This window comes from Neobacillus sp. DY30 (genome assembly GCF_030123065.1).
In the GTDB taxonomy this organism is placed as follows: Bacteria; Bacillota; Bacilli; order Bacillales; family Cytobacillaceae; genus Neobacillus.
This window is the reverse complement of sequence record NZ_CP126093.1, coordinates 4193200-4214766: the sequence shown is the minus strand read 5'-3', so window position 1 is coordinate 4214766 and position 21567 is coordinate 4193200. Positions and strand designations below refer to the sequence as shown.

23 protein-coding genes are annotated in these 21567 nt (G+C 38.9%); 22 read left to right on the top strand and 1 reads right to left on the bottom strand.

All coding sequences use genetic code 11. From position 1 onward, the window contains the following. Nucleotides 1–125 precede the first annotated feature (125 nt). The 18 genes from QNH29_RS20720 (at nucleotide 126) to QNH29_RS20635 (ending at nucleotide 16920) form a co-directional block, all read left to right on the top strand. The gene (locus tag QNH29_RS20720; protein ID WP_283861214.1) at nucleotides 126–1262 is read left to right on the top strand and encodes a conserved virulence factor C family protein; all 1137 of its coding nucleotides are present in this window, start codon (nucleotides 126–128) and stop codon (nucleotides 1260–1262) included. A 63-nt stretch (nucleotides 1263–1325) separates the two neighbouring features. Then, nucleotides 1326–1760, top strand: a complete 435-nt coding sequence (locus tag QNH29_RS20715; protein ID WP_283861213.1) for a BrxA/BrxB family bacilliredoxin — start codon at nucleotides 1326–1328, stop codon at nucleotides 1758–1760. 45 nt (nucleotides 1761–1805) lie between these two features. Continuing rightward, nucleotides 1806–2579 (top strand): class I SAM-dependent methyltransferase, encoded by a 774-nt coding sequence (locus QNH29_RS20710; RefSeq protein WP_283861212.1) that lies wholly within the window; start codon nucleotides 1806–1808, stop codon nucleotides 2577–2579. A gap of 127 nt (nucleotides 2580–2706) precedes the next feature. Further along, complete coding sequence (locus QNH29_RS20705) at nucleotides 2707–3300, top strand: YpjP family protein (RefSeq protein WP_283861211.1); 594 nt, start codon at nucleotides 2707–2709, stop codon at nucleotides 3298–3300. A 100-nt stretch (nucleotides 3301–3400) separates the two neighbouring features. Beyond that, the gene (locus tag QNH29_RS20700) at nucleotides 3401–3982 is read left to right on the top strand and encodes a TerD family protein (RefSeq protein ID WP_283861210.1); all 582 of its coding nucleotides are present in this window, start codon (nucleotides 3401–3403) and stop codon (nucleotides 3980–3982) included. 72 nt (nucleotides 3983–4054) lie between these two features. Next, complete coding sequence (locus QNH29_RS20695) at nucleotides 4055–4819, top strand: TerC family protein (protein ID WP_283861209.1); 765 nt, start codon at nucleotides 4055–4057, stop codon at nucleotides 4817–4819. 75 nt (nucleotides 4820–4894) lie between these two features. Further along, nucleotides 4895–6091 carry an HpcH/HpaI aldolase/citrate lyase family protein gene (locus tag QNH29_RS20690; protein ID WP_283861208.1) on the top strand — a complete coding sequence of 399 codons (1197 nt, stop codon included), beginning with the start codon at nucleotides 4895–4897 and terminating at the stop codon, nucleotides 6089–6091. After that, complete coding sequence (locus QNH29_RS20685; protein WP_283861207.1) at nucleotides 6033–7370, top strand: phosphoribosyltransferase family protein; 1338 nt, start codon at nucleotides 6033–6035, stop codon at nucleotides 7368–7370. The genes QNH29_RS20690 and QNH29_RS20685 overlap by 59 nt, the downstream gene beginning before the upstream one ends. Nucleotides 7371–7383: 13 nt before the next feature. After that, nucleotides 7384–8505 (top strand): cysteine protease StiP family protein, encoded by a 1122-nt coding sequence (locus QNH29_RS20680; RefSeq protein WP_283861206.1) that lies wholly within the window; start codon nucleotides 7384–7386, stop codon nucleotides 8503–8505. Beyond that, a complete protein-coding gene (locus tag QNH29_RS20675) occupies nucleotides 8502–9302 on the top strand; it encodes a hypothetical protein (RefSeq protein ID WP_283861205.1) in 801 nt (266 codons plus the stop codon). The genes QNH29_RS20680 and QNH29_RS20675 overlap by 4 nt, the downstream gene beginning before the upstream one ends. A 456-nt stretch (nucleotides 9303–9758) precedes the next feature. After that, nucleotides 9759–11396 carry a YceG family protein gene (locus QNH29_RS20670; protein WP_283861204.1) on the top strand — a complete coding sequence of 546 codons (1638 nt, stop codon included), beginning with the start codon at nucleotides 9759–9761 and terminating at the stop codon, nucleotides 11394–11396. Nucleotides 11397–11432: 36 nt separating this feature from the next. Beyond that, entirely contained in the window at nucleotides 11433–12497 is a 1065-nt protein-coding gene (locus QNH29_RS20665) for a toxic anion resistance protein (RefSeq protein WP_283865696.1), read from the top strand. Nucleotides 12498–12539: 42 nt separating this feature from the next. Further along, complete coding sequence (locus QNH29_RS20660; protein WP_283861203.1) at nucleotides 12540–13166, top strand: TerD family protein; 627 nt, start codon at nucleotides 12540–12542, stop codon at nucleotides 13164–13166. A 60-nt stretch (nucleotides 13167–13226) separates the two neighbouring features. Then, nucleotides 13227–13805, top strand: coding sequence for a TerD family protein (locus tag QNH29_RS20655; RefSeq protein ID WP_283861202.1), 579 nt, complete (start codon nucleotides 13227–13229; stop codon nucleotides 13803–13805). A 245-nt stretch (nucleotides 13806–14050) separates the two neighbouring features. After that, complete coding sequence (locus QNH29_RS20650) at nucleotides 14051–14764, top strand: anthrax toxin lethal factor-related metalloendopeptidase (protein ID WP_283861201.1); 714 nt, start codon at nucleotides 14051–14053, stop codon at nucleotides 14762–14764. Nucleotides 14765–14809: 45 nt separating this feature from the next. After that, complete coding sequence (locus QNH29_RS20645; protein ID WP_283861200.1) at nucleotides 14810–15604, top strand: thymidylate synthase; 795 nt, start codon at nucleotides 14810–14812, stop codon at nucleotides 15602–15604. Next, nucleotides 15601–16101, top strand: coding sequence for a dihydrofolate reductase (locus QNH29_RS20640; protein WP_283861199.1), 501 nt, complete (start codon nucleotides 15601–15603; stop codon nucleotides 16099–16101). Before QNH29_RS20645 ends, QNH29_RS20640 begins: the two co-directional genes overlap by 4 nt. A gap of 99 nt (nucleotides 16102–16200) precedes the next feature. After that, nucleotides 16201–16920 carry a lysophospholipid acyltransferase family protein gene (locus tag QNH29_RS20635; protein WP_283861198.1) on the top strand — a complete coding sequence of 240 codons (720 nt, stop codon included), beginning with the start codon at nucleotides 16201–16203 and terminating at the stop codon, nucleotides 16918–16920. A 34-nt stretch (nucleotides 16921–16954) separates the two neighbouring features. Here the strand turns inward: QNH29_RS20635 and QNH29_RS20630 are convergent, their stop codons facing one another. After that, on the bottom strand, nucleotides 16955–17194 hold the full coding sequence (locus QNH29_RS20630; RefSeq protein WP_283861197.1) for a hypothetical protein: 240 nt from the start codon (nucleotides 17192–17194) through the stop codon (nucleotides 16955–16957). 309 nt (nucleotides 17195–17503) lie between these two features. Between QNH29_RS20630 and QNH29_RS20625 the strand changes: the two genes are divergently transcribed. The 4 genes from QNH29_RS20625 (at nucleotide 17504) to QNH29_RS20610 (ending at nucleotide 21560) form a co-directional block, all read left to right on the top strand. Next, nucleotides 17504–17698, top strand: a complete 195-nt coding sequence (locus tag QNH29_RS20625) for a twin-arginine translocase TatA/TatE family subunit (protein ID WP_045524138.1) — start codon at nucleotides 17504–17506, stop codon at nucleotides 17696–17698. 109 nt (nucleotides 17699–17807) lie between these two features. Further along, nucleotides 17808–18551, top strand: a complete 744-nt coding sequence (gene tatC / locus QNH29_RS20620) for a twin-arginine translocase subunit TatC (RefSeq protein ID WP_283861196.1) — start codon at nucleotides 17808–17810, stop codon at nucleotides 18549–18551. Between the two features lie 215 nt (nucleotides 18552–18766). Then, on the top strand, nucleotides 18767–19846 hold the full coding sequence (locus QNH29_RS20615; RefSeq protein WP_283861195.1) for a hydrogenase small subunit: 1080 nt from the start codon (nucleotides 18767–18769) through the stop codon (nucleotides 19844–19846). Further along, nucleotides 19839–21560 (top strand): nickel-dependent hydrogenase large subunit, encoded by a 1722-nt coding sequence (locus QNH29_RS20610; protein WP_283861194.1) that lies wholly within the window; start codon nucleotides 19839–19841, stop codon nucleotides 21558–21560. Before QNH29_RS20615 ends, QNH29_RS20610 begins: the two co-directional genes overlap by 8 nt. Nucleotides 21561–21567: the final 7 nt, after the last annotated feature.

Genomic DNA, 21567 nt, shown 5'->3' with positions numbered 1-21567 from the left:
TACTTTTTTTGCTCGGGGAAATTATATCTGCGTTTCCCGAACTGTACTACAAGACCAATTTCTAGAATGAAATATCACCATTATGTTAAACTTGTAAAGAGAAACTAAAGAATTAGGTGAACTTTATGAAAATAAAGGGTATTGAACCGACGCCAAGCCCAAATACAATGAAAATTATCTTAGACCAAGAACTGCCAATGGGGAAAAGCCATAATTATAAAAAAGAAACAGCTCAAACTGCACCAGATGTGATCCAAGACATCCTTCAAATTGAGGGTATCAAGGGTGTCTATCATGTCTCAGATTTCCTCGCGGTTGAACGAAATGCGAAATACGACTGGAAGGATTTGCTGCCGCAAGTCCGTAAGGCATTTGGGGAAACAGCGGAGCAATTAACGCAAACCGGTAATCCAGTAGATGAACATTTTGGTGAAATCAAGGTTGAGGTTCAAATGTTTAAAGATATTCCGCTTCAAGTTAAGCTAACAGATGGCAGTACTGAAAAAAGATTTGGGATGCCTGAGTACTTTTTAAAGGCAAGAGAACGAGCACAGCTTCCGGATGAGAATTATATACTGCTCCGCAAATGGGATGCTCTTGGTGTTCGCTATGGCGATTTTGAACAAATCGGTAAAGAAGTCATCGAGGAGTTAATCGCTGCTTATCCTGCTGAACGACTCGAGGATCTGGTATCCAGAGCGCAAATAAAGGAATCTGATATTAAACCAAGACCAATACGAGAACGCAAAAAAGTAACATTAGAATCATTAGAGAATCCCGATTGGCAGATTCGTTATCAGCTGCTTGAGCAAATGGATGATCCAGAAATTGAAGATTTACCTGTTTTAGCAAAGGCGTTAAAAGATGAAAAGGCTTCTATACGCCGATTAGTAACTGTCTATTTAGGTATGATAAAAGACGAGGCGGTATTGCCTTATTTATATACTGCATTAAAGGATAAAACCGTTACGGTTCGAAGGACTGCCGGTGATTGTTTATCTGATCTCGGTTTTCCCGAAGCAGGTGAAGAGATGGCGAAAGCACTTAAAGATTCCAGCAAATTAGTTCGTTGGCGGGCAGCGATGTTTTTGTATGAGGTGGGTGATGTAACGTCATTGCCAGCCTTAAAGGAAGCTGAAAACGATCCTGAATTTGAGGTCAGCATGCAAATCAAGATGGCAATCGAAAGAATAGAAGGCGGCGAAGCAGCTAAAGGTTCTGTATGGAAGCAAATGACTGAGGCTCGAAAAACGGAAAGTTAATTGGAATTGCACTTAGTAAATTAATTATAGTACACTGCAAATATAGAAAGTGAGGTTTTTATAATGTCAATGGCTTATGAAGAATACATGAGACAAATGGTTTTACCAATGCGTGAGGAGTTAACAAGAACAGGATTTCAAGAACTGACGACAGCTGAAGAAGTCGAAAACTATATGGAAAATGCAAGTGGAACAACGCTTGTTGTTGTAAATTCAGTTTGCGGATGTGCTGCTGGACTTGCTCGTCCTGCGGCAACACAGGCTGTATTAACAAGTGAGAAAAAGCCTGACCACCTTGTAACCGTATTTGCTGGACAGGATAAAGAAGCAACTGCAAAAATGCGTGAGTATTTTGAGGGAATTGAGCCTTCATCACCATCAATGGCACTATTAATGGGAAATAAAGTGGTTCACTTTATTCCACGTCATGATATTGAAGGAATGCCAATGGAATCCATTATGGATAATTTAAAGGCTGCATTTGATGCCAATTGCTAAAAGGATGTCATTCGACGTCCTTTTTTTTGGAGGTTTTTACGCGTCATGTTTGTTACCACAGCTGGACGAACCAATCAGCAAATGATTGAAAAAGCAATGAAAATCGCAGATACATTAGCAGTGCCGTACATACCGCGAAGAAAAAAGTCCATTCAAGCTTTACAAAAAGAAACAAATAGCGAATGTATCGTTGTAGGCAAGGAAAGGCTTGAACTATTTTCGCTAGAAGCGGAGCAGCCCTTCATTTTTCATCCTAATTCAGCAATGTTTCGGATCAAGCGGTTGGCAAACGGTGAACATGACCCCTTTGTCGAAGCTGCACAACTTACAAAGGGGATGACATTCCTCGATTGTACCCTGGGTCTTGCATCAGATTCAATCGTCGCAAGTTTTATAGTCGGGGATGAAGGTACGGTGACAGGTACCGAGGGTCAAAAGTATTTGGCATTCATGGTAAGGGAAGGACTGAAAACTTGGGATTCGGAGATTTACGATATGAATAAGGCGATGGCTAGAATAGAGGTTGTTCATAGCCGCGCGCTTGAGTATCTTAGTTCTCTTCCGGATAACTCCGTCGATTGTGTCTATTTTGACCCGATGTTTGATGAAGCTATCCTTGAATCTGATGGGATTAAGTCCTTAGGTCATATGGCTCTATATGATGATTTGAATGAGGAAACGATAGAGGAAGCGATGAGAGTATCGAAAAATAGAGTCATACTAAAGGATCATTATAAAAGTAAACGATTTGAAAAATATGGTTTCCACGTATTACGGAGAAAGACAGCTAAATTTCACTTTGGTTTCCTTGAAAATTAAGAATTTCTATCATTCTGCAAGTAATGATTTTTCCATTTTGCCAGTAAAAGAAGTATAATAATTGGTAAGAGTCAAAAAATATCGGAAAAATTAATCCAATTCTTCCAGGTGAAAAAGGGGAATTTAGATGAATAAATGGATTCGTAAATCGTTTGTGGTGCTCGTTTCAGTTTTAACATTTGGACTTATTACTCCGACTCAACTAATAAATAACGTAAATGCTGAGAAACCTACAGAGAGAGATACGATTGAAGCTGCCCTGTTAAGAGGCTATGCTGAGGAAAATAGCTTCTTTGAGACAGAAGAAGTAGTAGATAAGGAAAAATTTGTCGAAGAGCTGATTAAAAAGGCAGAGCTGCAATCCTATCAAAAATTCGGTACAAGGATTAAGCCTGTAATTGAAAATGAGTTTCGGGAAATTATTATGCCTAATATCGAAAAGGCTTTACAGGAAACCGCTGAGCAATTCCCAGCAGAAGATTTACTAAATCTAGCTATTACAGAGACTCCAGGCAAGGGACAATCAGAAAAAATCTTTAATGTCAAAAATAGTGAAACGAACAAAGATGTTCTTCGTTTCCATGTGAGAAGAGATAATCCACCGCAAGCCGGTTACTGGTTTAATTTTCATTACCATACCTATCATGACGAATTTCAAAGCCATCATGAGCTAGGGTCTATTTATTGGGATAAAAATACCCCGCCAAAATGGATGAGTTAAGGATTTGCAAAACCGATAGTAAAAATTTTATTATAATTTTTGAAACCTTTCCTAGAGGAGCTCGTATATAGACTATTACCTAAAATGGAGGAATGAAAAAATGGCAATCAGTTTATCAAAAGGTCAAAAAGTAGATTTAACGAAGACAAATCCTGGGTTAACAAATGTAGTAGTTGGTTTAGGATGGGATACCAATAAATATGATGGCGGACATGACTTCGACCTGGATTCATCCGTTTTCTTATTAGGTGAGAATGGCAAGGTTACAAACGAAACAGACTTCGTATTCTACAATAACCCACAAGGTGCAAATGGTGCTGTTGTACATAATGGTGATAACCGTACTGGTGCTGGTGATGGTGATGATGAGCAAGTAAACATCAATCTAACAGCAATTCCTTCTAACATTCAACGTGTTACGTTCACAATTACCATTCATGATGCGGCTGCAAGAAACCAAAACTTTGGTCAAGTTTCTAACGCGTATGCCCGAATTTTCAATGAATCAACCGGTGAGGAACTGATTCGTTATGATTTAGGAGAAGATTTCTCTATCGAAACAGCAGTTGTTGTTGGCGAACTATATCGTCATAACGGTGAGTGGAAGTTTAGCGCAATTGGCAGCGGCTACCAAGGCGGCTTAGCGGCTCTTGCTACAGACTTTGGATTACAAGTAGGATAACATCTAGAATAAAGACCCAGCGCATGCTGGGTCTTTGAACGAAACTTTTAATATCCGGGAGGAATTTTTTTAATGTGGGAAGGAATTATTGAAACTTATTCATTATTTTTTGACTGGCAGCACTGGGTCGAGGTTTTATCAGATCCGGTTAACTGGGGATTAATCGCTACCCTAGTTATTCTCGAAGGGTTACTATCAGCCGATAATGCTCTTGTTCTAGCAGTAATGGTAAAACACTTACCGCCAGAACAGCGTAAAAGAGCCCTTTTTTATGGCTTACTTGGTGCTTATATCTTCCGATTTATTGCAATTGGAATTGGAGTTTATTTAATTAAATTTACACTGGTTAAAGTTTTAGGAGCTGCTTATCTTGCTTGGTTAGCAATTAAGTATTTCATTGATAAACGAAAAGCGAGTCAGGTAGAAGAAGGGGAAGAGCACGGGATTAATCAAAAGGGCTTGCTCATTCGACTATTTGGAACCTTCTGGGGAACAGTTGCTGCAGTAGAATTAATGGATATTGCTTTTTCAGTTGACAGTGTTCTAGCTGCTTTCGGAATTAGTAATGAGGTTTGGGTGCTGTTGCTTGGCGGTATGCTTGGGGTTCTAATGATGCGAGGTGTTGCCGGAGTATTCTTGGCATTAATTGATCGTATTCCAGAACTTGAGACATCAGCTTATATTTTAATTCTTTTAATATCTGCAAAAATGTTTGCCGGAGTATTCGGGGTTCATGTAAGTCATATCACCTTCTTCGTTATTTTACTACTAGTATTTGGAGCGACTTTTGTTGTTCATTTCATGAACAAAAAGAAAGAAGTTTCTAAGGAATCATAATTATAAACGTGTGACATAAAATGGGGAACAGACGAAAGTCAGTCCCCATCTTTTTTATTAAAGGAGTCATTTAGAATGAAGCATTTTACCTATTTTTATGAAAATGAGCTTGGAACATTATTCTTTCAAAAGCCCAGGGACTTTAATAAGTATAGTGATCGGGAGCTTTTATCTTATGGACTTGGCGCAACTCTATACATGCCCGCAACTCGCCCAAATATTCATCAAGATCTCCTGTCAAAAAAGCATGAAGGGTTAACTTCCCTTGTAATAGACCTAGAGGATGCCGTGGGTGATTTCGAGGTTGAAAAGGCAGAAGTGCTGCTTGTAGAGGAACTGCTAAAATTATATGGTGAAATCAATAAAAATTATTTAACAATTGATGACCTGCCACTAATGTTTATCCGGATTCGGAATATAGATCAGCTTAAAAGAATGAAGGAACAGCTAGGTAATGCAATTGAATTGTTAACTGGCGTTGTTTTGCCGAAATTTAATGCAGAGACTGGCGGTGACTTGTTAGCGGAGGTTGTGAAAATTCACACAGACGACAAGCCTTTTTACGCCATGCCTATCCTTGAAAGTGATAAAATAATACATAAAGAAACAAGAATGACAGAATTAATGGCAATAAAACATCTCCTTGATTGCTATAAGGATACTATCTTGAATGTTCGAATTGGGGCAACTGATTTTTGCGGATTGTACGGAATTCGCAGAAGTGTGGATACCACTGTTTACGAGATTGCGGTTTTACGAGATTGCATTGCAGATATTATAAATGTTTTTCAACGGTCTGAAAGTCCTTATGTAATTTCAGGACCGGTCTGGGAGTATTTCTCTTCTAAACCAAGGATGTTAAAACCACAGCTTAGACAGACACCTTTTCGCGAACGATATGGTGATGAAGGCTTGAAGTGGCGGGCTGAATTAATTGACCAGAATATGGATGGTCTAATTAGAGAAGTGTTAATGGATATTGCTAACGGGCTAACGGGAAAAACCATTATTCATCCTACCCATATTAAGGCCGTACAGGCACTAAATGTTGTAACTTACGAGGAATATATTGATGCCTGTTCCATTGTTGAAACAGAAAAGGGTGAAAATGGAGTGAAAAAAAGTGATTTTTCCAACAAAATGAACGAAATTAAGCCTCATTTGTTTTGGGCGAAAAAAATCATCTTAAAATCTCAGCTTTACGGGGTGCTACATGAAGGATACACAAATATCGACCTTATCAAAAAAGACATATACGTATACAATTCTTGACAAAATTACTGTGGACATTGAAGTAAGTGCTAATCCATTTCAGTTACCTCTTGAAGAATTGTTTATAATGGCAGCAAGAATCAATAAAAAACGGTCGTTTTTGTTTGTTAGTAAGGTTCTAGGAAAACATTTACCAATACAACCGCAAAAAGGTCTTATAATACCTGCTTTACTTGCAGCTAGATATGCAGAGAGTGTAAGAGAATACAAATGTCAAGTAAAAGAAAGTTTAGTGAAATCATTTGGTCAAAAAGAAACAGATTTTCAAAGCGTTTCTTTTATTCCTAAATCAGTAAACCCGGTTGTGATTGGGTTTGCAGAGACAGCTACTTCACTCGGACACGCTTTTTTTGATTGCTTTGAAGAAGCAGAATATTTCCATACTACCAGAGAGGTGCTAGATCATCTAACACCGTGTATTACCTTTGAAGAGGAGCATTCTCATGCTACCTCTCATCGCTGCTATATTCCGGTAGAAATGATTGATAATCAGCGGGAAATTATTTTAGTAGATGATGAAATGACCACAGGGAAAACAGCAATCAATATTATCCAGTCGATTCATTCACAGTTTCCTAGGGAAGAATATACGGTTGTTTCAATTTTGGATTGGCGATCTGAGGAAAACAAACAGCATTTTATACAACTTGAAAAAACACTTGGAATCAATATTAATGTCGTAAGTTTAATGAGCGGTAAGGTTGAAGTAAATGAGATTGAAAAGCTTGAAACATCCGAGGATCAACCTGATACACATATAGAAATAAACACAGCAATGGAAACAATATCTTTATCTTCTTTTTTTGAAAAAGAAGATATCGAAACTGGCAATAAGCCTCCCTATATAAAGGAAACGGGCCGCTTTGGAATAGCTAGCAGCACTAACGCCGCTCTCCATCGGAAAGTAATTAAAGCTGCTGATGTATTGAGACAACACAGAACGGCATCAAAAACGATATGTTTAGGGACCGGGGAATTCATGTACATTCCTATGAAATTGGCAGCGGAAATGGGTAAAAATGTCTTCTATCAATCTACCACCAGAAGTCCCATCTATATTCAAAATAACCAAGGGTATGGGGCAAGATTTGGTATTGGATTTCCTAATCCAGAGGATCAGGATGTGGCTCACTTCGTTTACAATATTCCTCCTGGTGTATATGATGAATTATTTGTTTTTTTTGAAAGGAAAGTGGACGCTGAAAAACTGCAGCCATTATTAAAACAAGTGGAAAAATTACAGATAAAGTCGATTAAAATCGCCTTTTTCTCAGAGTAATAGGGGTGAAAGAATGTCGATGATAACCAATCAGCCTGCTAAAATGGGAAGCTATTCTGAGGATGATGTTCTTTTTCTATTAAAAGATTTGAGTACGATTCAGCTGGAAGACTCCACTGTAAATCGCGAAATGAGAGTTCAATCTGGTCAGCATTATAGTGAATCACTGCCAATAGAATACCAGCCGCCAAAGGAATATGTTGATTTGTTTTGGCAAACCGCCAATGAGTATAAATCAAAGGTAGCCCTATGCGTTGGTATTGTGGCAGAGCAAATTTATCGAAATAAGGGAAATCAGTCCATTCTCGTATCTCTAGCGCGAGCTGGTACGCCTGTCGGAATTTTAATAAAAAGATATATTCAATCCCGCTATGGCATATCTTTACCTCATTATAGTGTTTCCATTATCCGTGATAGAGGTATTGATGAAAATGCACTACACTTTATCCTTAAAAAACACCCAAAGGGAAACATTCAATTTGTGGATGGATGGACAGGAAAAGGGGCCATTTCGCTTGAATTAACAAAGGCATGCCAACAATTTGAAAAAATATATCAAATTCAGCTAGATGATCAACTTGCTGTCGTTGCCGACCCTGGCCATTGCACGACAGTTTTTGGAACGAGAGAGGACTTTCTCATTCCAAGCGCTTGTTTAAATTCGACCGTTTCAGGACTTGTTAGCCGTACGGTATTAAATGACACGTACATTGGCAAAATTGATTTTCACGGAGCAAAGTATTACCGCGAACTTCTACCCAGCGATGTTTCGAATGATTATATTGACTTAATTGCTGGTGAATTTTCTGCAATCAGCGAAGAAGCGGAAAGAATTGTATTACAAAGAGTACACCAAGAAATTCATGCAGAATTTGTAGGTATGCAGGATGTTAAAACCATCCAAGCAGAATTTAATATAGGAAGCACGAATTATATCAAGCCAGGAGTTGGTGAAACAACACGAGTACTACTTAGAAGAGTCCCATGGAAAATCCTCATGCGTGATCCTTCAAGTCCTTATGTGAAACATATTCTCATGCTCGCAGAAGAAAAAGGAGTAGAAGTAGAGATATTTCCTGATATGAATTATTTGTGTATGGGGTTAATTAAATCGGTTAAGGAGACTAGTAAATGATAACTGCATCGGATCTTGACCGCACATTGATGTATTCTGATCGGGCAATCGGAGAATTCGGAATACCAGAGAATCTTGTGTTGAAGCCGGTTGAAATGAATAAGGGAAAATGGGTAGGATATATGACGGAAGCTGCTTTTTCCATGTTGAAAGAAGTGAACCAGCACAGCTTGTTTATACCGGTTACCACGAGAACAACAGAACAATTTAGACGGTTTGTAATTTTTGAAGAAGAAATACCATTGTCATACGCAATTACGACAAATGGAGCACATATTTTATACAACGGGGAACCTTTAAAAGAGTGGTCTGAACATTTAATGTTTCAGTTGAAAACTGGATGTGCACATGAGGAAGAGTTACTATCTGCGTTAAAAATGGCTGGAATTATGTTGGATGGGGAGAGAAAGCGTGCTGATAATTTATTTTTTTACTTTATATTAAATTGTCTTCCCACCCAATCAGAACTCATCGAAATTCGTGGACTTACAGCCAATTATGGTTGGAAAATGAGCCTTCAGGGCAGAAAGCTCTACTTTATTCCAGCGGCTATTAGCAAAGGGAAGGCGCTAGAATATATTTGTAACCGAGAAGGGATGGTAGCAATGGCGGGCGCAGGTGATTCCGTTTTAGATTTGGATTTTCTCAAGAATTGCCGCTATCCAATTGTCCCAAGCCATGGAGAGCTCCTTAAAGTGAAGGGACCTGCTGATTTCGCGCTGACAAACCAGCTCGGCATTGCCGCTGGCGAAGATATACTCCAGCATTTCCTAAAGGCCTTAACACTCAAAATCTAATTTTTAATGTCGGGATAAAAGAAATAAAAATAGATGGAACTGAACATAGCAAAGGAACCACAAAAAAATAAGACAGACATACTAACACTGGCAAGAACGGGAGTAAGAAACAAAGTAAAAAGTAAGCATAACCAGAATAAATCGATTATAACGAAGGTTTTCGAGACCATTAAATCCATAATGATACTTAATTCCTCGCTGACATCTTCCATTCTAGGCCGCTTGTATAAAAATCTCATTTAGTCACCTACTTATCTCTAAGTACTCAATCATATGTAAGGACAAGGAAAAAGGTGAAAAATGAGGAAAATGCCTAATTAATGAAACATTTTACGATTACTTTCGTATAAACAATGAACCAATTTTTTAACTGTGATATGATGGTAAAGAATACCCTTACATAATTTTACTGTAACGTACAAAAATCTTTCGCTTTTTTGAGGGAAGGGATTATGAATGAATTTACCATACAACCAAATGAATGTCCGACCTGTATCCCTCTCATTGGAAAATTGGCTTGATATGCTGAAAATGCCCCTGTCAGAACGCCCGGGATTTTCATTTGAGCAGGGAAGCATTCAGATCGGGCAAGTACTGGCGAAATTCCTTGGAATTCCGATAGACAGTGACGAGTACTATAATCAGCTTTTTGATTATGTGTCATCCTCGGATACTCACTTACATTTATTAAGTGAGGAAACATTAAATAAACACATTGATAACCAGCATTTTCAATCCATTCAAAAGGTGCTGAATATCAGTCAAGATCAGAAACTTTCCATTAATCGATTCACCGCGTTCCTTGATGGTGAGCGGCTGCTTTATAAGTCAAATACTCCAGCTATTCATCGGAAAATAAGGGAAGCGATGATCAGCACGCTCGAACTTTTCACCGAGCGTGAAGAGGGCGGCTTGAAAAATCACGAACTAAGAAGGGTTTTAGTCGATGTAATTAAATGGTCAATGAACCATTTAAATCCTTTATTAGATAATGTTGACTTGCAAAAGGAAATGCCTAAATTCTTATGGTATGGCGATATGAAGAGAAGTCAGCCTTATTTTGTCTACTATTTAATGAAGCTTGGCTGCGATTTAGTTATCTTTCATCCGGAAGGTAAAGATGGTTTAGCTGGATTTCTAGAAGATGAAATTTTTACGCATCATTATCCAAATAAACAACCAGCCGAACCATTTCCAAAAGAGAGAAGAAATCGTCAAACTACGGTGGCCTATCGTGCTTCAAGAGAGATTGAGACTATTCTCAACCAAGAAGGCTCGGGTTTATATAAACCTTGGCAATTAAGGGATTATACGCCCTCTTCCATTACCTTAAAAACCACGTATGATGAATTATTTATACTCGGAAAAGAAATCGCAATGGTTCGTCCAGGCTTTGAAGTCGACATGGGACAAGTTAAAATCCCTGCCTTGTTTGCCAAAATTCAGGGAGTGAGTAAAAACCGGAAAGAGTATTGGGATCGAATTCAAAATCTAACAGAATTTGAACATAGCCTATTGATTCGCCAACTGCCTTTTACATGGTCAAGCTCTAATGATTTTCGTTTTCACTACCGGAACGCACTCGGCAGAGACGGATTATTGAACCCTGAGGCAATGATGCAGGCACATTATTGGCCATATTCATTTTTGTCAGCTGGATTGCAAAAGGGGATTGCAAATGCGATTCGACGAATTTGTGAGCGCCCTGGTTTAAAGTCGTTACCAGGGGAAAGCATGGAAGAAGTAAGTGTCTATTTATTTAGTCAGGCGATGTTTACACCAAAGGAAATCATTCAGTTGTTGGAGAAGTTTGATTACTCTCAGCATGTGCCGAAGTTAATCATTTATAACAATGAGTCCCGCGGTATGTTATCACGATCAGATGCCGCTCTTATGCTGCTTTTAAACCAATTTGGTATTGATATTATTGTTTATAATCCGCCTGGTCATAATGATATTGAAAATTTCCTTCATGACCGTTTATTTGATACGCACTGGCTGGAGGATGTTGTTTTTGATTTAGAATATAAAGAACCTTTCAAGCTCAAAAGTAAATTTTTTAAAGGAATTATAAAAAATTTAAGGGGAGATTAAAGAGTGAATCTACCACAAAATCAATCTGCTAACTTAATGACTGAGGATACACTAAGTGATGCAAAGATTTCAGATATTAAACTTACCCTCAGAAAGGAAACAGAAGTTCAAAATCTGGCACGGTCTATTGATGAACGAGATCAGATAAAGATCTTAGAGTTTGGGAAAGAGCCTGCTGTACAAATCTCCCGTTTCTCTGATCAAATTTTAGGGAATATGCGCACCACGAAGGTTGAAGATTCAGGGGAGCTTCTAAAGCAGCTTACCAAAATTATGGATAAGTTTGATCCAAAGGACTTTCAAAAAACTTCTACCGGATTTTTCGGCAAGCTTTTTAAAAAAGGCGAGAAAATGATTGAAAAAGTCTTTGGAAAATACCAAACCATGGGCTCTGAGATTGATAAGGTATACGTGGAAATTTCGAAGTACCAGAATGAAATGGTTGATTCCACGAAAATGCTAGAGCAAATGTATGAGCAAAATTATCAATATTATTTGACCCTTGAAAAATATGTGGTAGCCGGTGAAATGAAAGTGGAAGATCTTAAAAACAACCAATTGCCACAGTTGGAAAACCGTGTTGCCGCAGGTGATCAGATTGCTTCGATGCAATTGGATACGTTAAAAAATGCGATTGAGGCTTTAGAACAGCGGATTTATGACCTTGAAATGGCTAAGATGGTAGCGCTGCAGACAGCACCGCAAATCCGCTTGCTGCAAAGAGGTAATACGAAGCTGATTGGAAAAATCAATTCTGCTTTCGTCACAACGATTCCGATTTTTAAAAATGGACTCATTCAAGCGGTCGCCGCGAAAAGGCAGAAACTTGTCGCTGACTCCATGAGTGAGCTTGATCGCCGCACGAATGAGATGCTCTTGAAGAATGCATCCAATATTTCGAAGCAAAGTACTGATATTGCAAGGCTCGCAGGCGGTCCAAGCATTAAAATCGAGACCATCGAGGAATCCTGGAATATTATCATCAAAGGTATGCAGGAAACAAGAGCCATCGAAGAAGAAAACAAACGCCTGCGTGTAGAAGGAACAAAACGCCTAGAACAGCTGCAGGATAACTTTAAGAAATTGAAACAACAATACTAATTGATTGTTAAAATAAAAAATTTATTTTATGAGGTGAATTTTATGGCTATTAGCTTACAAAAAGGTCAAAGAGTAGATTTAACAAAAGGAAATCCAGGACTAACTAAAATTATGGTAGGATTGGGCTGGGATCCAGTTCAAAATGGTAAAAGCGGAGGCGGCGGTCTCTTCGGCGGATTGTTTGGCGGCGGAGGAGCTGGCGGAGGTGCTAACATAGACTGTGATGCTTCTGTAATTTTACTAGGTGCTAACGATAAAATTCAAAACAACAATGACGTTATTTACTTTGGTAACTTGAAGAGCAAAGATGGCAGCGTACAGCACTCTGGAGACAACTTAACAGGTGACGGAGACGGTGACGACGAGCAAGTAATGGTAGAACTAAGCCGTGTTCCATCAAGCGTACAAAAGCTTGTGTTTGTCGTTAACATTTATGATTGCGTAAAAAGAAAGCAGCACTTCGGCATGATCCGCAATGCATTTATTCGTGTAGTAAATCCAACTAATGGACAAGAAATGATCCGTTATAACTTATCAGATGATTATAGCGGCAAAACATCATTAGTGGTTGGTGAAATTTACCGCCACAATACAGAGTGGAAGTTCGCAGCTGTTGGCACTGGTACAAACGCTGCCAGCTTAAGTGAAGTAGTACGTTCTTATTCTTAATCTTTAAGGAACAGGCGCAGCTTGTTCCTTCTTATATCAAGTTCTGAAGAGGTGAGATAGATGGGCATCAATTTATCTAAAGGACAAAGAATAGATTTAACAAAAACAAATCCTGGACTGACAAAGGCTGTTATCGGGCTTGGATGGGATACAAACCGCTATCATGGAGGACATGATTTCGACCTTGACGCCTCTGCATTTTTAACCGATGCCAATGGGCGGGTAACTCAAGACTTAGACTTTATTTTCTATAATAATTTAGTACATGCCTCAGGCGGTGTGGAGCATACTGGAGATAACCGCACAGGTGAAGGTGATGGCGACGACGAGCAAATAAGAATTGATTTCAGCAAGGTTCCATCACATGTACACCGGATTGCGATTGCTGTAACGATTCACGAAGCAGACGAAAGGAACCAAAATTTTGGTCAGGTTTCCAATGCATTCGCCCGGTTGTTTGACGAAGAAACCAACCGTGAAATCCTTCGATTTGACCTAGGTGAAGACTTTTCTGTAGAAACCGCAGTCGTTATTTGTGAGCTTTATCGTCACAACGGTGAATGGAAATTCAACGCCATCGGAAGCGGATTTTCCGGTGGATTAGCTGCACTTTGCCGGAATTACGGTTTAGAAGTATAGTGTTTTGAGGAAAGCTGCCGTATTTAGGCAGCTTTTCTTTGTTTTATATGTGTTTTTCGATTAGATTAAGTAACTTGGAAAATATATCTGCGATAAATCTGAAATATCTGCGTATAATCGAATTTATCTGCGAAAATGTGGATATATCTGCGTTGCTCGATTCCACCAATTAATTACCAATTATTCCGTACAATCTAGCATGTTATAATTCTAGTAAAGTACTTATTTACTAGGAGGATTATATTATGCGTAAATGGGTTGTTTCCTCCATCATAGCCGGCTTGTTTTTATCAATGATTACCACCTCGCAAGCCTCATTTGACAGTATTCCATTAGGTGATTATCCGAGAAACTCTGAACTCTATCAATTAATAAAAAACGAATCCTCTCTTCAACCATTAAACGAAATAATTTTATTACCTAAAAGCCTTTTTGATGAAAAAGCTGCTGCAGGAATTATCACTAGAATATCCAATTTGCCTGAAACTCTTTTAGAAAAAATCAACGAAGAAGATATTACTCTTAAGCTATTTACAGGAAAATTAACCGACAACCAAACTGCACGCTACTTAGCCGGGCAAATTCCACGAGGCTACAATACACAAACAACGTGGGATGAGGTACCCGGAATTGGCGGCTCGCAGGTAGTTTTGGTTAAAATAGGGCACAGTGAAAAAGGAAAAGGTCATGGCTCTGTAAATTTAGAGCTGCACGAAATTGCCCATTCAATTGATAACCTTGTATTCCAGAATATTAGTAAAGATAAAGAGTTTCAACTGATTTGGGAAGAAGAACGAGGAATATTGTTTCCTGGGAATTCTTATTTTATCCTGCATGCTGAGGAATACTTTGCTGAAACCTTTGCCATGTATTACCTAAATGATAAAACAAAGTTAGAATTGAAAAAACTAGCTCCTCAGACGTTTGACTTCTTTCAAAGGCTACACGAACGCTCTTAATGTGGTAAAATGAAAAACATATGTAAGGACAAGGGAGTGTAAGTTTTGAAGCAGTATTTAGATCTATGCGAGCATGTTTTAAAAAATGGCCATGAAAAGGGTGATCGTACCGGAACAGGGACAATCAGTACTTTTGGCTACCAAATGAGATTTGATTTACAAGAAGGATTTCCTTTACTAACTACAAAAAAGCTACACTTAAAATCGATTATCTATGAGTTGCTATGGTTTTTAAATGGCGATACCAATGTCCGTTACTTGCAGGAAAATGGTGTACGTATTTGGAATGAATGGGCTGATGAAAACGGTGAACTAGGACCTGTATATGGACACCAATGGCGCTCATGGACGGGTGCCGATGGAACGACAGTAGACCAAATCAGTGATTTAATACATCAAATTAAGACGAATCCTAATTCACGCAGACTGATTGTAAATGCTTGGAATGTCGCAGAGATTGATAAAATGGCGCTGGCACCATGTCATTGCTTGTTCCAATTTTACGTTGTAGACGGGAAATTATCTTGTCAGTTGTATCAACGTTCAGCAGATGTATTCTTAGGTGTACCATTCAATATCGCCTCTTACGCGTTATTGACGATGATGATTGCTCAGGTATGTGATTTAGAACCTGGTGAATTTGTGCACTCGTTTGGTGATGTCCATATCTATCAAAACCATTTGGAACAAGTGAAAATGCAAATGGAGCGAGAACCTCGTGCATTACCTAAGTTGAAGATCAATCCAAACGTAAAGGATATATTCTCGTTTGAATTCGAAGATTTCTCTTTAGAAGGTTATGACCCACATCCGCATATTAAAGGAGTAGTCTCAGTATGATATCTTTTATTGTTGCTATGGATGAAAATAGAGTCATTGGTAAAGATAATGAATTGCCATGGCATTTGCCAGAGGATTTAAAATTCTTTAAACGTACGACAATGGGACACCCGATTGCAATGGGAAGAAAAACGCATGAATCAATTGGCAGAGCTCTTCCAGGCAGAGAAAATATCGTGATTACTCGCCAATTGGATTATAAAAGTAATGATGTGACCATCTTCTATTCGATGGAGGAATTTGTTGAATATTCCCGAAAACAGGATGATGAAATCTTCGTCATTGGCGGTGCTGAAATCTTTAAAGAAACGTTTGCTTATGCAGACCGCCTTTACATCACACATATATACGAAGAGTTTGAGGGAGATACCTATTTTCCTGAGTTCAATGAACGTGAATGGGAGCTTGTCTCCTGTGAAAAAGGGATTAAGGATGAGAAAAATCCTTACAAATACGAATATAGAATTTATGACCGCATTATAAAAGGCAGCCATTAATGGTGCTGTCTTTTTTATTTTTGAAAAAAATAGCATTATGCCTAAACAAATTTTCCTTTGCTGCTTTATAATATTTTAGAATGATAAAAGGGGGAACCTATGTTTAGGCTAATCATATGCTTTTTGTACATCAGCGGTTATTTAATTTATAGTATCCCGCAGCTAGCCAGATTAAAGACGCTGAGGCATTTGCCAGTCCAGGAACGAGATAAAATGGCTCATGCCTACCCACAGCATTTTTCTAAAACCTTTATGAAGTTGACAGGTTCAAAGGTTAGCGTAGCGGGTTTGAAATTAATTCCTGAAGGACCAGTTGTTTTTATAGCCAACCATGAAAGTGATATTGATATTCCAGTACTTTTGGCAGCGATTGATAAGCCATTTGGCTTTGTATCGAAAATCGAAGTGAAAAAAGTGCCGATTTTATCCTCATGGTTAGATGCACTTAATTGTGTACTTATAGATCGTAAAAACCGCGAGCAAGCAGTTAACAATATGAAAGAAGCTGTAGAATTAATTAAAGAAGGTCATTCATTTGTAATTTTTCCAGAGGGAAAGAGGAGTATGGGCGGCCCAGTACAGGCATTTAAAGTGGGAGGTTTTCGGCTTGCACAAGATGCAGGAGTGCCGATTGTTCCGATTGCAATAAAAGGTACAGCAGATGTTTTTGAAAAAAATGGACGCCTCATAAAACCAGCAAATATAAAGGTAACTATAGGACATCCAATTAACCCAATCCATGAGGACTATAAACAACTAACTGACGAAGTCCGCCAACTAATCATTAAAAACCTGGATGATACTAGTATGGCATCATAAAGAAAGAAGCATCGTCGTGATGCTTCTTTCGTTTTTAAAAATAGGAGCCATTTAATTCATAATCAGCTAGTTTATCGAGCATTCCTCTAAATTCATCTGGATGGCAGAAGTCCTCCTCATGGAAGTGTGCTTTCACCCATTCGATTAATTCATTAGGGCTATTAAAGTACTCCCCGCTGCTGTCGCTTTTTCGAATCATATACCTGCCGTTCTCTTCATCGATGGTGACTTCTACTGGCAGGGCTCCATCAAAACTACTGAGTGAAAATTCCATCTTCATCACATCCATTTCATATAATATTTCAATAGTATATGTTTCTGTTGATAAAATTATAAACGGTAAAACAACTAATTGTCAAAATATTTTTACAATTTAAAAGCATATTTACATTGACTTCAGGGGCTGTTCTTGGTAAATTGTTAAGAGTAAATAGTAGAGAAATAAATGCTAAACATCACAACTAGGTAATTTTTCTTAGATAATGTGAATTTAATATGAATTATTGCGTATATTTAACTCAAAAGTGTTTATCAATACTATAATCGTAGTAGAAAGATAATTAACTAAAGGGGATGTAAATCAATGTTCTCAAATATTGGCATACCAGGATTAATCCTTATACTAACTCTAGCCTTGATTATTTTTGGACCTAAGAAGCTGCCTGAAATTGGCCGTGCTTTCGGACAAACATTGAAGGAATTCAAGAAATCGACTCGTGAATTAACCGATGATGTGATGAAGGACATAGATGAGGAAAAACAAAAATTGACTAAATAAGGTGTAAGATTCTTTCTTGCACCTTTTTTTCTTCATTTATCTTTAAGACTATTGAAACGTTATTAAAACTGTTTACTTATTCAACCAATGAAATTGGCAGGGGAAATACATGGAAGATAAAGAATTACAATTAGTGGACCATTTAGATGAGTTACGTAAACGGATAATTATCTCGGCCGTAGCGTTCGTTATTTTTTTTATTGTTGGATTCATTTATGTGACTGATATTTACGATTGGCTTGTTCGAGGTCTTGATGTTAAGTTGATTGTACTCGGACCGAGTGACATTATCTGGGTTTATTTTATGATCGCAACAGTTATTGCAATCGCTGGTACCATCCCAGTTTTGGCAAGCCAAATATGGATGTTTGTAAAGCCGGCACTTAAGCCTATTGAAAAAAGAATTACCTTATCCTATATTCCGGCACTGTTTATTTTATTTATCGTTGGTCTTTCTTTTGGTTACTTCATCATCTTCCCAATGGTGCTTGAGTTCTTAGTCAATATGGGAGCAGACATGTTTGTAACCAACTTTACAGCTGAAAAATATTTCCGCTTTCTTATGAATATGACACTTCCGTTTGGAGTATTGTTCGAGCTGCCGGCAGTCGTTATGTTTTTAACAGCGTTAGGAATTATTAATCCATTTGTGCTATCGAAAATCCGTAAGTATGCATACTTTGTATTGATCTTAATCGCAATTGTCATTACTCCTCCTGATTTTATGTCGGATTTTGTAGTGACACTTCCTTTACTGCTGCTATATGAAATCTCGATAAACTTATCGAAGTTCGTATATAAGAAACGAATGAAAAAGCTTGAGGAACAAGAAGAAGAGTTTGCAGAAGCTTAAATAATGGACTATAAGGCCTTCAGAGATTATTTCTCTGGGGGTCTTTTTTTGTGGAAAAACATGATTTCCATGTTAATAAATAAAAATAATTTATCTATACAGTTAAGGATTCTTTGTGTATTTTTTTGAAAATTCAAGACGAAAGGAGTCGTAATAGACTACAATTTTTCTGAAATCATGTATATTAACATAATTTTATATTGGAGGGGAAACGGATGAAGAGACAGAAAACCGTGTATGAAGCGGCTATCGACCATGGGGTTAGCCGGCGTGATTTCCTCAAGATGTGTACGGCGTTAGCAGCCACTTTAGGTTTGGACTATACCCAGTCTGACCAAGTAGTGAAAGCAATGGAAATTAAGAAGAGAGTACCAGTAGTTTGGCTACAATTCCAGGATTGCACAGGCTGCTCCGAATCATTTATTCGATCTTCACAGCCGAAAACTGAAAGCGTTTTACTTGAAATGATCTCCCTTGAATACTCCGAAGTTTTATCCGCACCATCTGGCCATCAGGCTGAAGCAGCTATGAAACAGGTTTTAAACGATTATAGAGGTGAATATATACTCGCTGTTGAAGGCAGTATCCCCGATAATGACGCCTTCTTAACGGTAGGCGGAATGTCAGCAAAAGAAACTTTTCTTGAAATGGCAGCAGGAGCTCAGGCAATTGTTGCTTATGGATCATGCTCTTCATGGGGTGGTATTGCCGCGGCACATCCAAACCCAACAGGCGCCAAACCAGTGACCAGCTTTATCAAAGATACTCCAACCATTCTAGTACCTGGCTGTCCTCCAATTTCAGAGGTGATGACAGGGGTAATTGCACACATTATCACTTTTGGAAAGTTACCGGAGTTAGACCATTTTGGCCGTCCTAAAGCTTTTTATCGTCATCGAATTCATGATAAATGCAACCGCCGTGCCTACTTTGACGCTGGACTTTTTGTTGAATCATTCGATGATGAAGGCGCCAAGCAGGGGTATTGCCTATACAAAGTGGGCTGTAAAGGACCGACAACTTATAACTCCTGTGCAGAAATGCGTTGGAATGGCGGTGTCAGCTACCCAATCCAATCTGGAAATCCATGCTTTGGCTGCTCAGAGCAGAATTTTTGGGATAATGGACCGTTCTACACGAGAAGGGCTAAAATACCTGGTACACAGACAACGATAAATCCTGATTCGGTTGGGTTAGCTGTTATCGGGGCAGCGACTGCTGGAATTGCTGTCCATGCAACAGGAACAGTAATTAAGAAAAAGATTGATGACAAACGAGGTGTAGAACATGAGTGAGCGTATAGTAGTCGATCCTATTACCAGAATTGAGGGACACCTTCGTGTTGAGGTAGATGTTGATGAAAACGGTGTCATTAAAGACGCGTTTAGTTCTGGGACATCTGTACGGGGGCTCGAATTAATCGTGAAGGATCGTGACCCCCGAGATGTTTGGGCATACGTTCAACGGATATGCGGTGTTTGTACAACAGTCCATGCGCTGGCATCGATTCGATCTGTTGAAGATGCCTTACAAATAAAGATCCCAAGAAATGCACATTTGATCCGCGACATTATGAATGAAGCCCTATTTGTTCATGACCATGTTGTCCATTTCTATCACCTCCATGCATTAGATTGGGTAGATGTGGTGAGTGCGACAAATGCAAATCCGGCAGAAACATCTAGAATCGCACAATCCATATCAAGCTGGCCAAAATCTTCACCGGGTTATTTTACCGATGTACAAAATAAAGTAAAAAGGTTAGTGGCAAGCGGCCAACTTGGAATTTTCGCTAATGGATATTGGGGTCATAAAGCCTATAAGCTTCCACCGGAAGTGAATCTTCTTGCCGTAGCGCACTATTTAGAAGCATTAGATTGGCAAAAAGAAATTGTAAAAATTCATACCATCTTTGGCGGTAAGAATCCTCATCCACACTATATGGTGGGTGGGATGGCAACACCGCTTGATATTGATAGTGATAACGGTGTCCATGCGGAACGACTAATGCACGTTTCGAGGATAATTGATGAAGCTCAGCAGTTTGTTAATCAAGTTTATATTCCGGATTTACTCGCAATTGGGTCCTTTTACAAGGACTGGACTTATGGCGGCGGAATAAACAATTATCTTTGCTACGGCGATTTTTCAACCGGGGATATTTATGATACAAAACTATACCGGATGCCTAGAGGTATCATCCTTAATGGCAACCTGAATGAAGTATTAGACGTTAACTTAAAAGATCCAAAGCACGTTCAAGAATTTATTGATCATTCCTGGTACACCTATGACGGTAAACGAGCTGGTAAAGGGAAACATCCTTTTGACGGTGAAACAACCTTCGATTACACGGGCCCTAAAGCACCATTTAAAACTTTGGATACTGAAAAAGAATACAGCTGGCTGAAAGCACCACGCTGGAAGGGTCATCCGATGGAAACAGGCCCATTAGCAAGGATGATGGTTGGTTATGCGTCGGGAAGGGAAGATATCGTAAATATTGTCGATGAAACCTTAAAAAAGCTTGAACTCCCGGTCACTGCATTGCATTCTGCATTGGGCCGAACGGTCGCACGCGGACTGGAAACCGTGCTCATTTCGGGCTGGCTGCGGGATGATATGGATAAACTTTTGAAAAATATTAAGGGTGGCAACCAAGTTACCTTTGATAGAAGTAAATGGGAGCCAAGCACATGGCCGGAACGAGCACAAGGTGTGGGCTGGATGGAAGCACCGCGCGGAGCACTTGGACATTGGATTGATATAGAAAATGGGATAACGAAAAATTATCAGGCTGTAGTTCCGTCGACATGGAATGCCTCACCACGCGACGCCAAAAACAAAATTGGTGCGTATGAAGCAGCACTAATTGGCACGCAAATGGCAGATAAACACCAGCCATTAGAAATTATGCGGATAATTCACTCTTTTGATCCGTGCCTAGCATGTGCTGTTCACCTAACAGATTTGGAAACGAACAATACGATTGAAATTCGTTTAGGTTAGGAGTGAG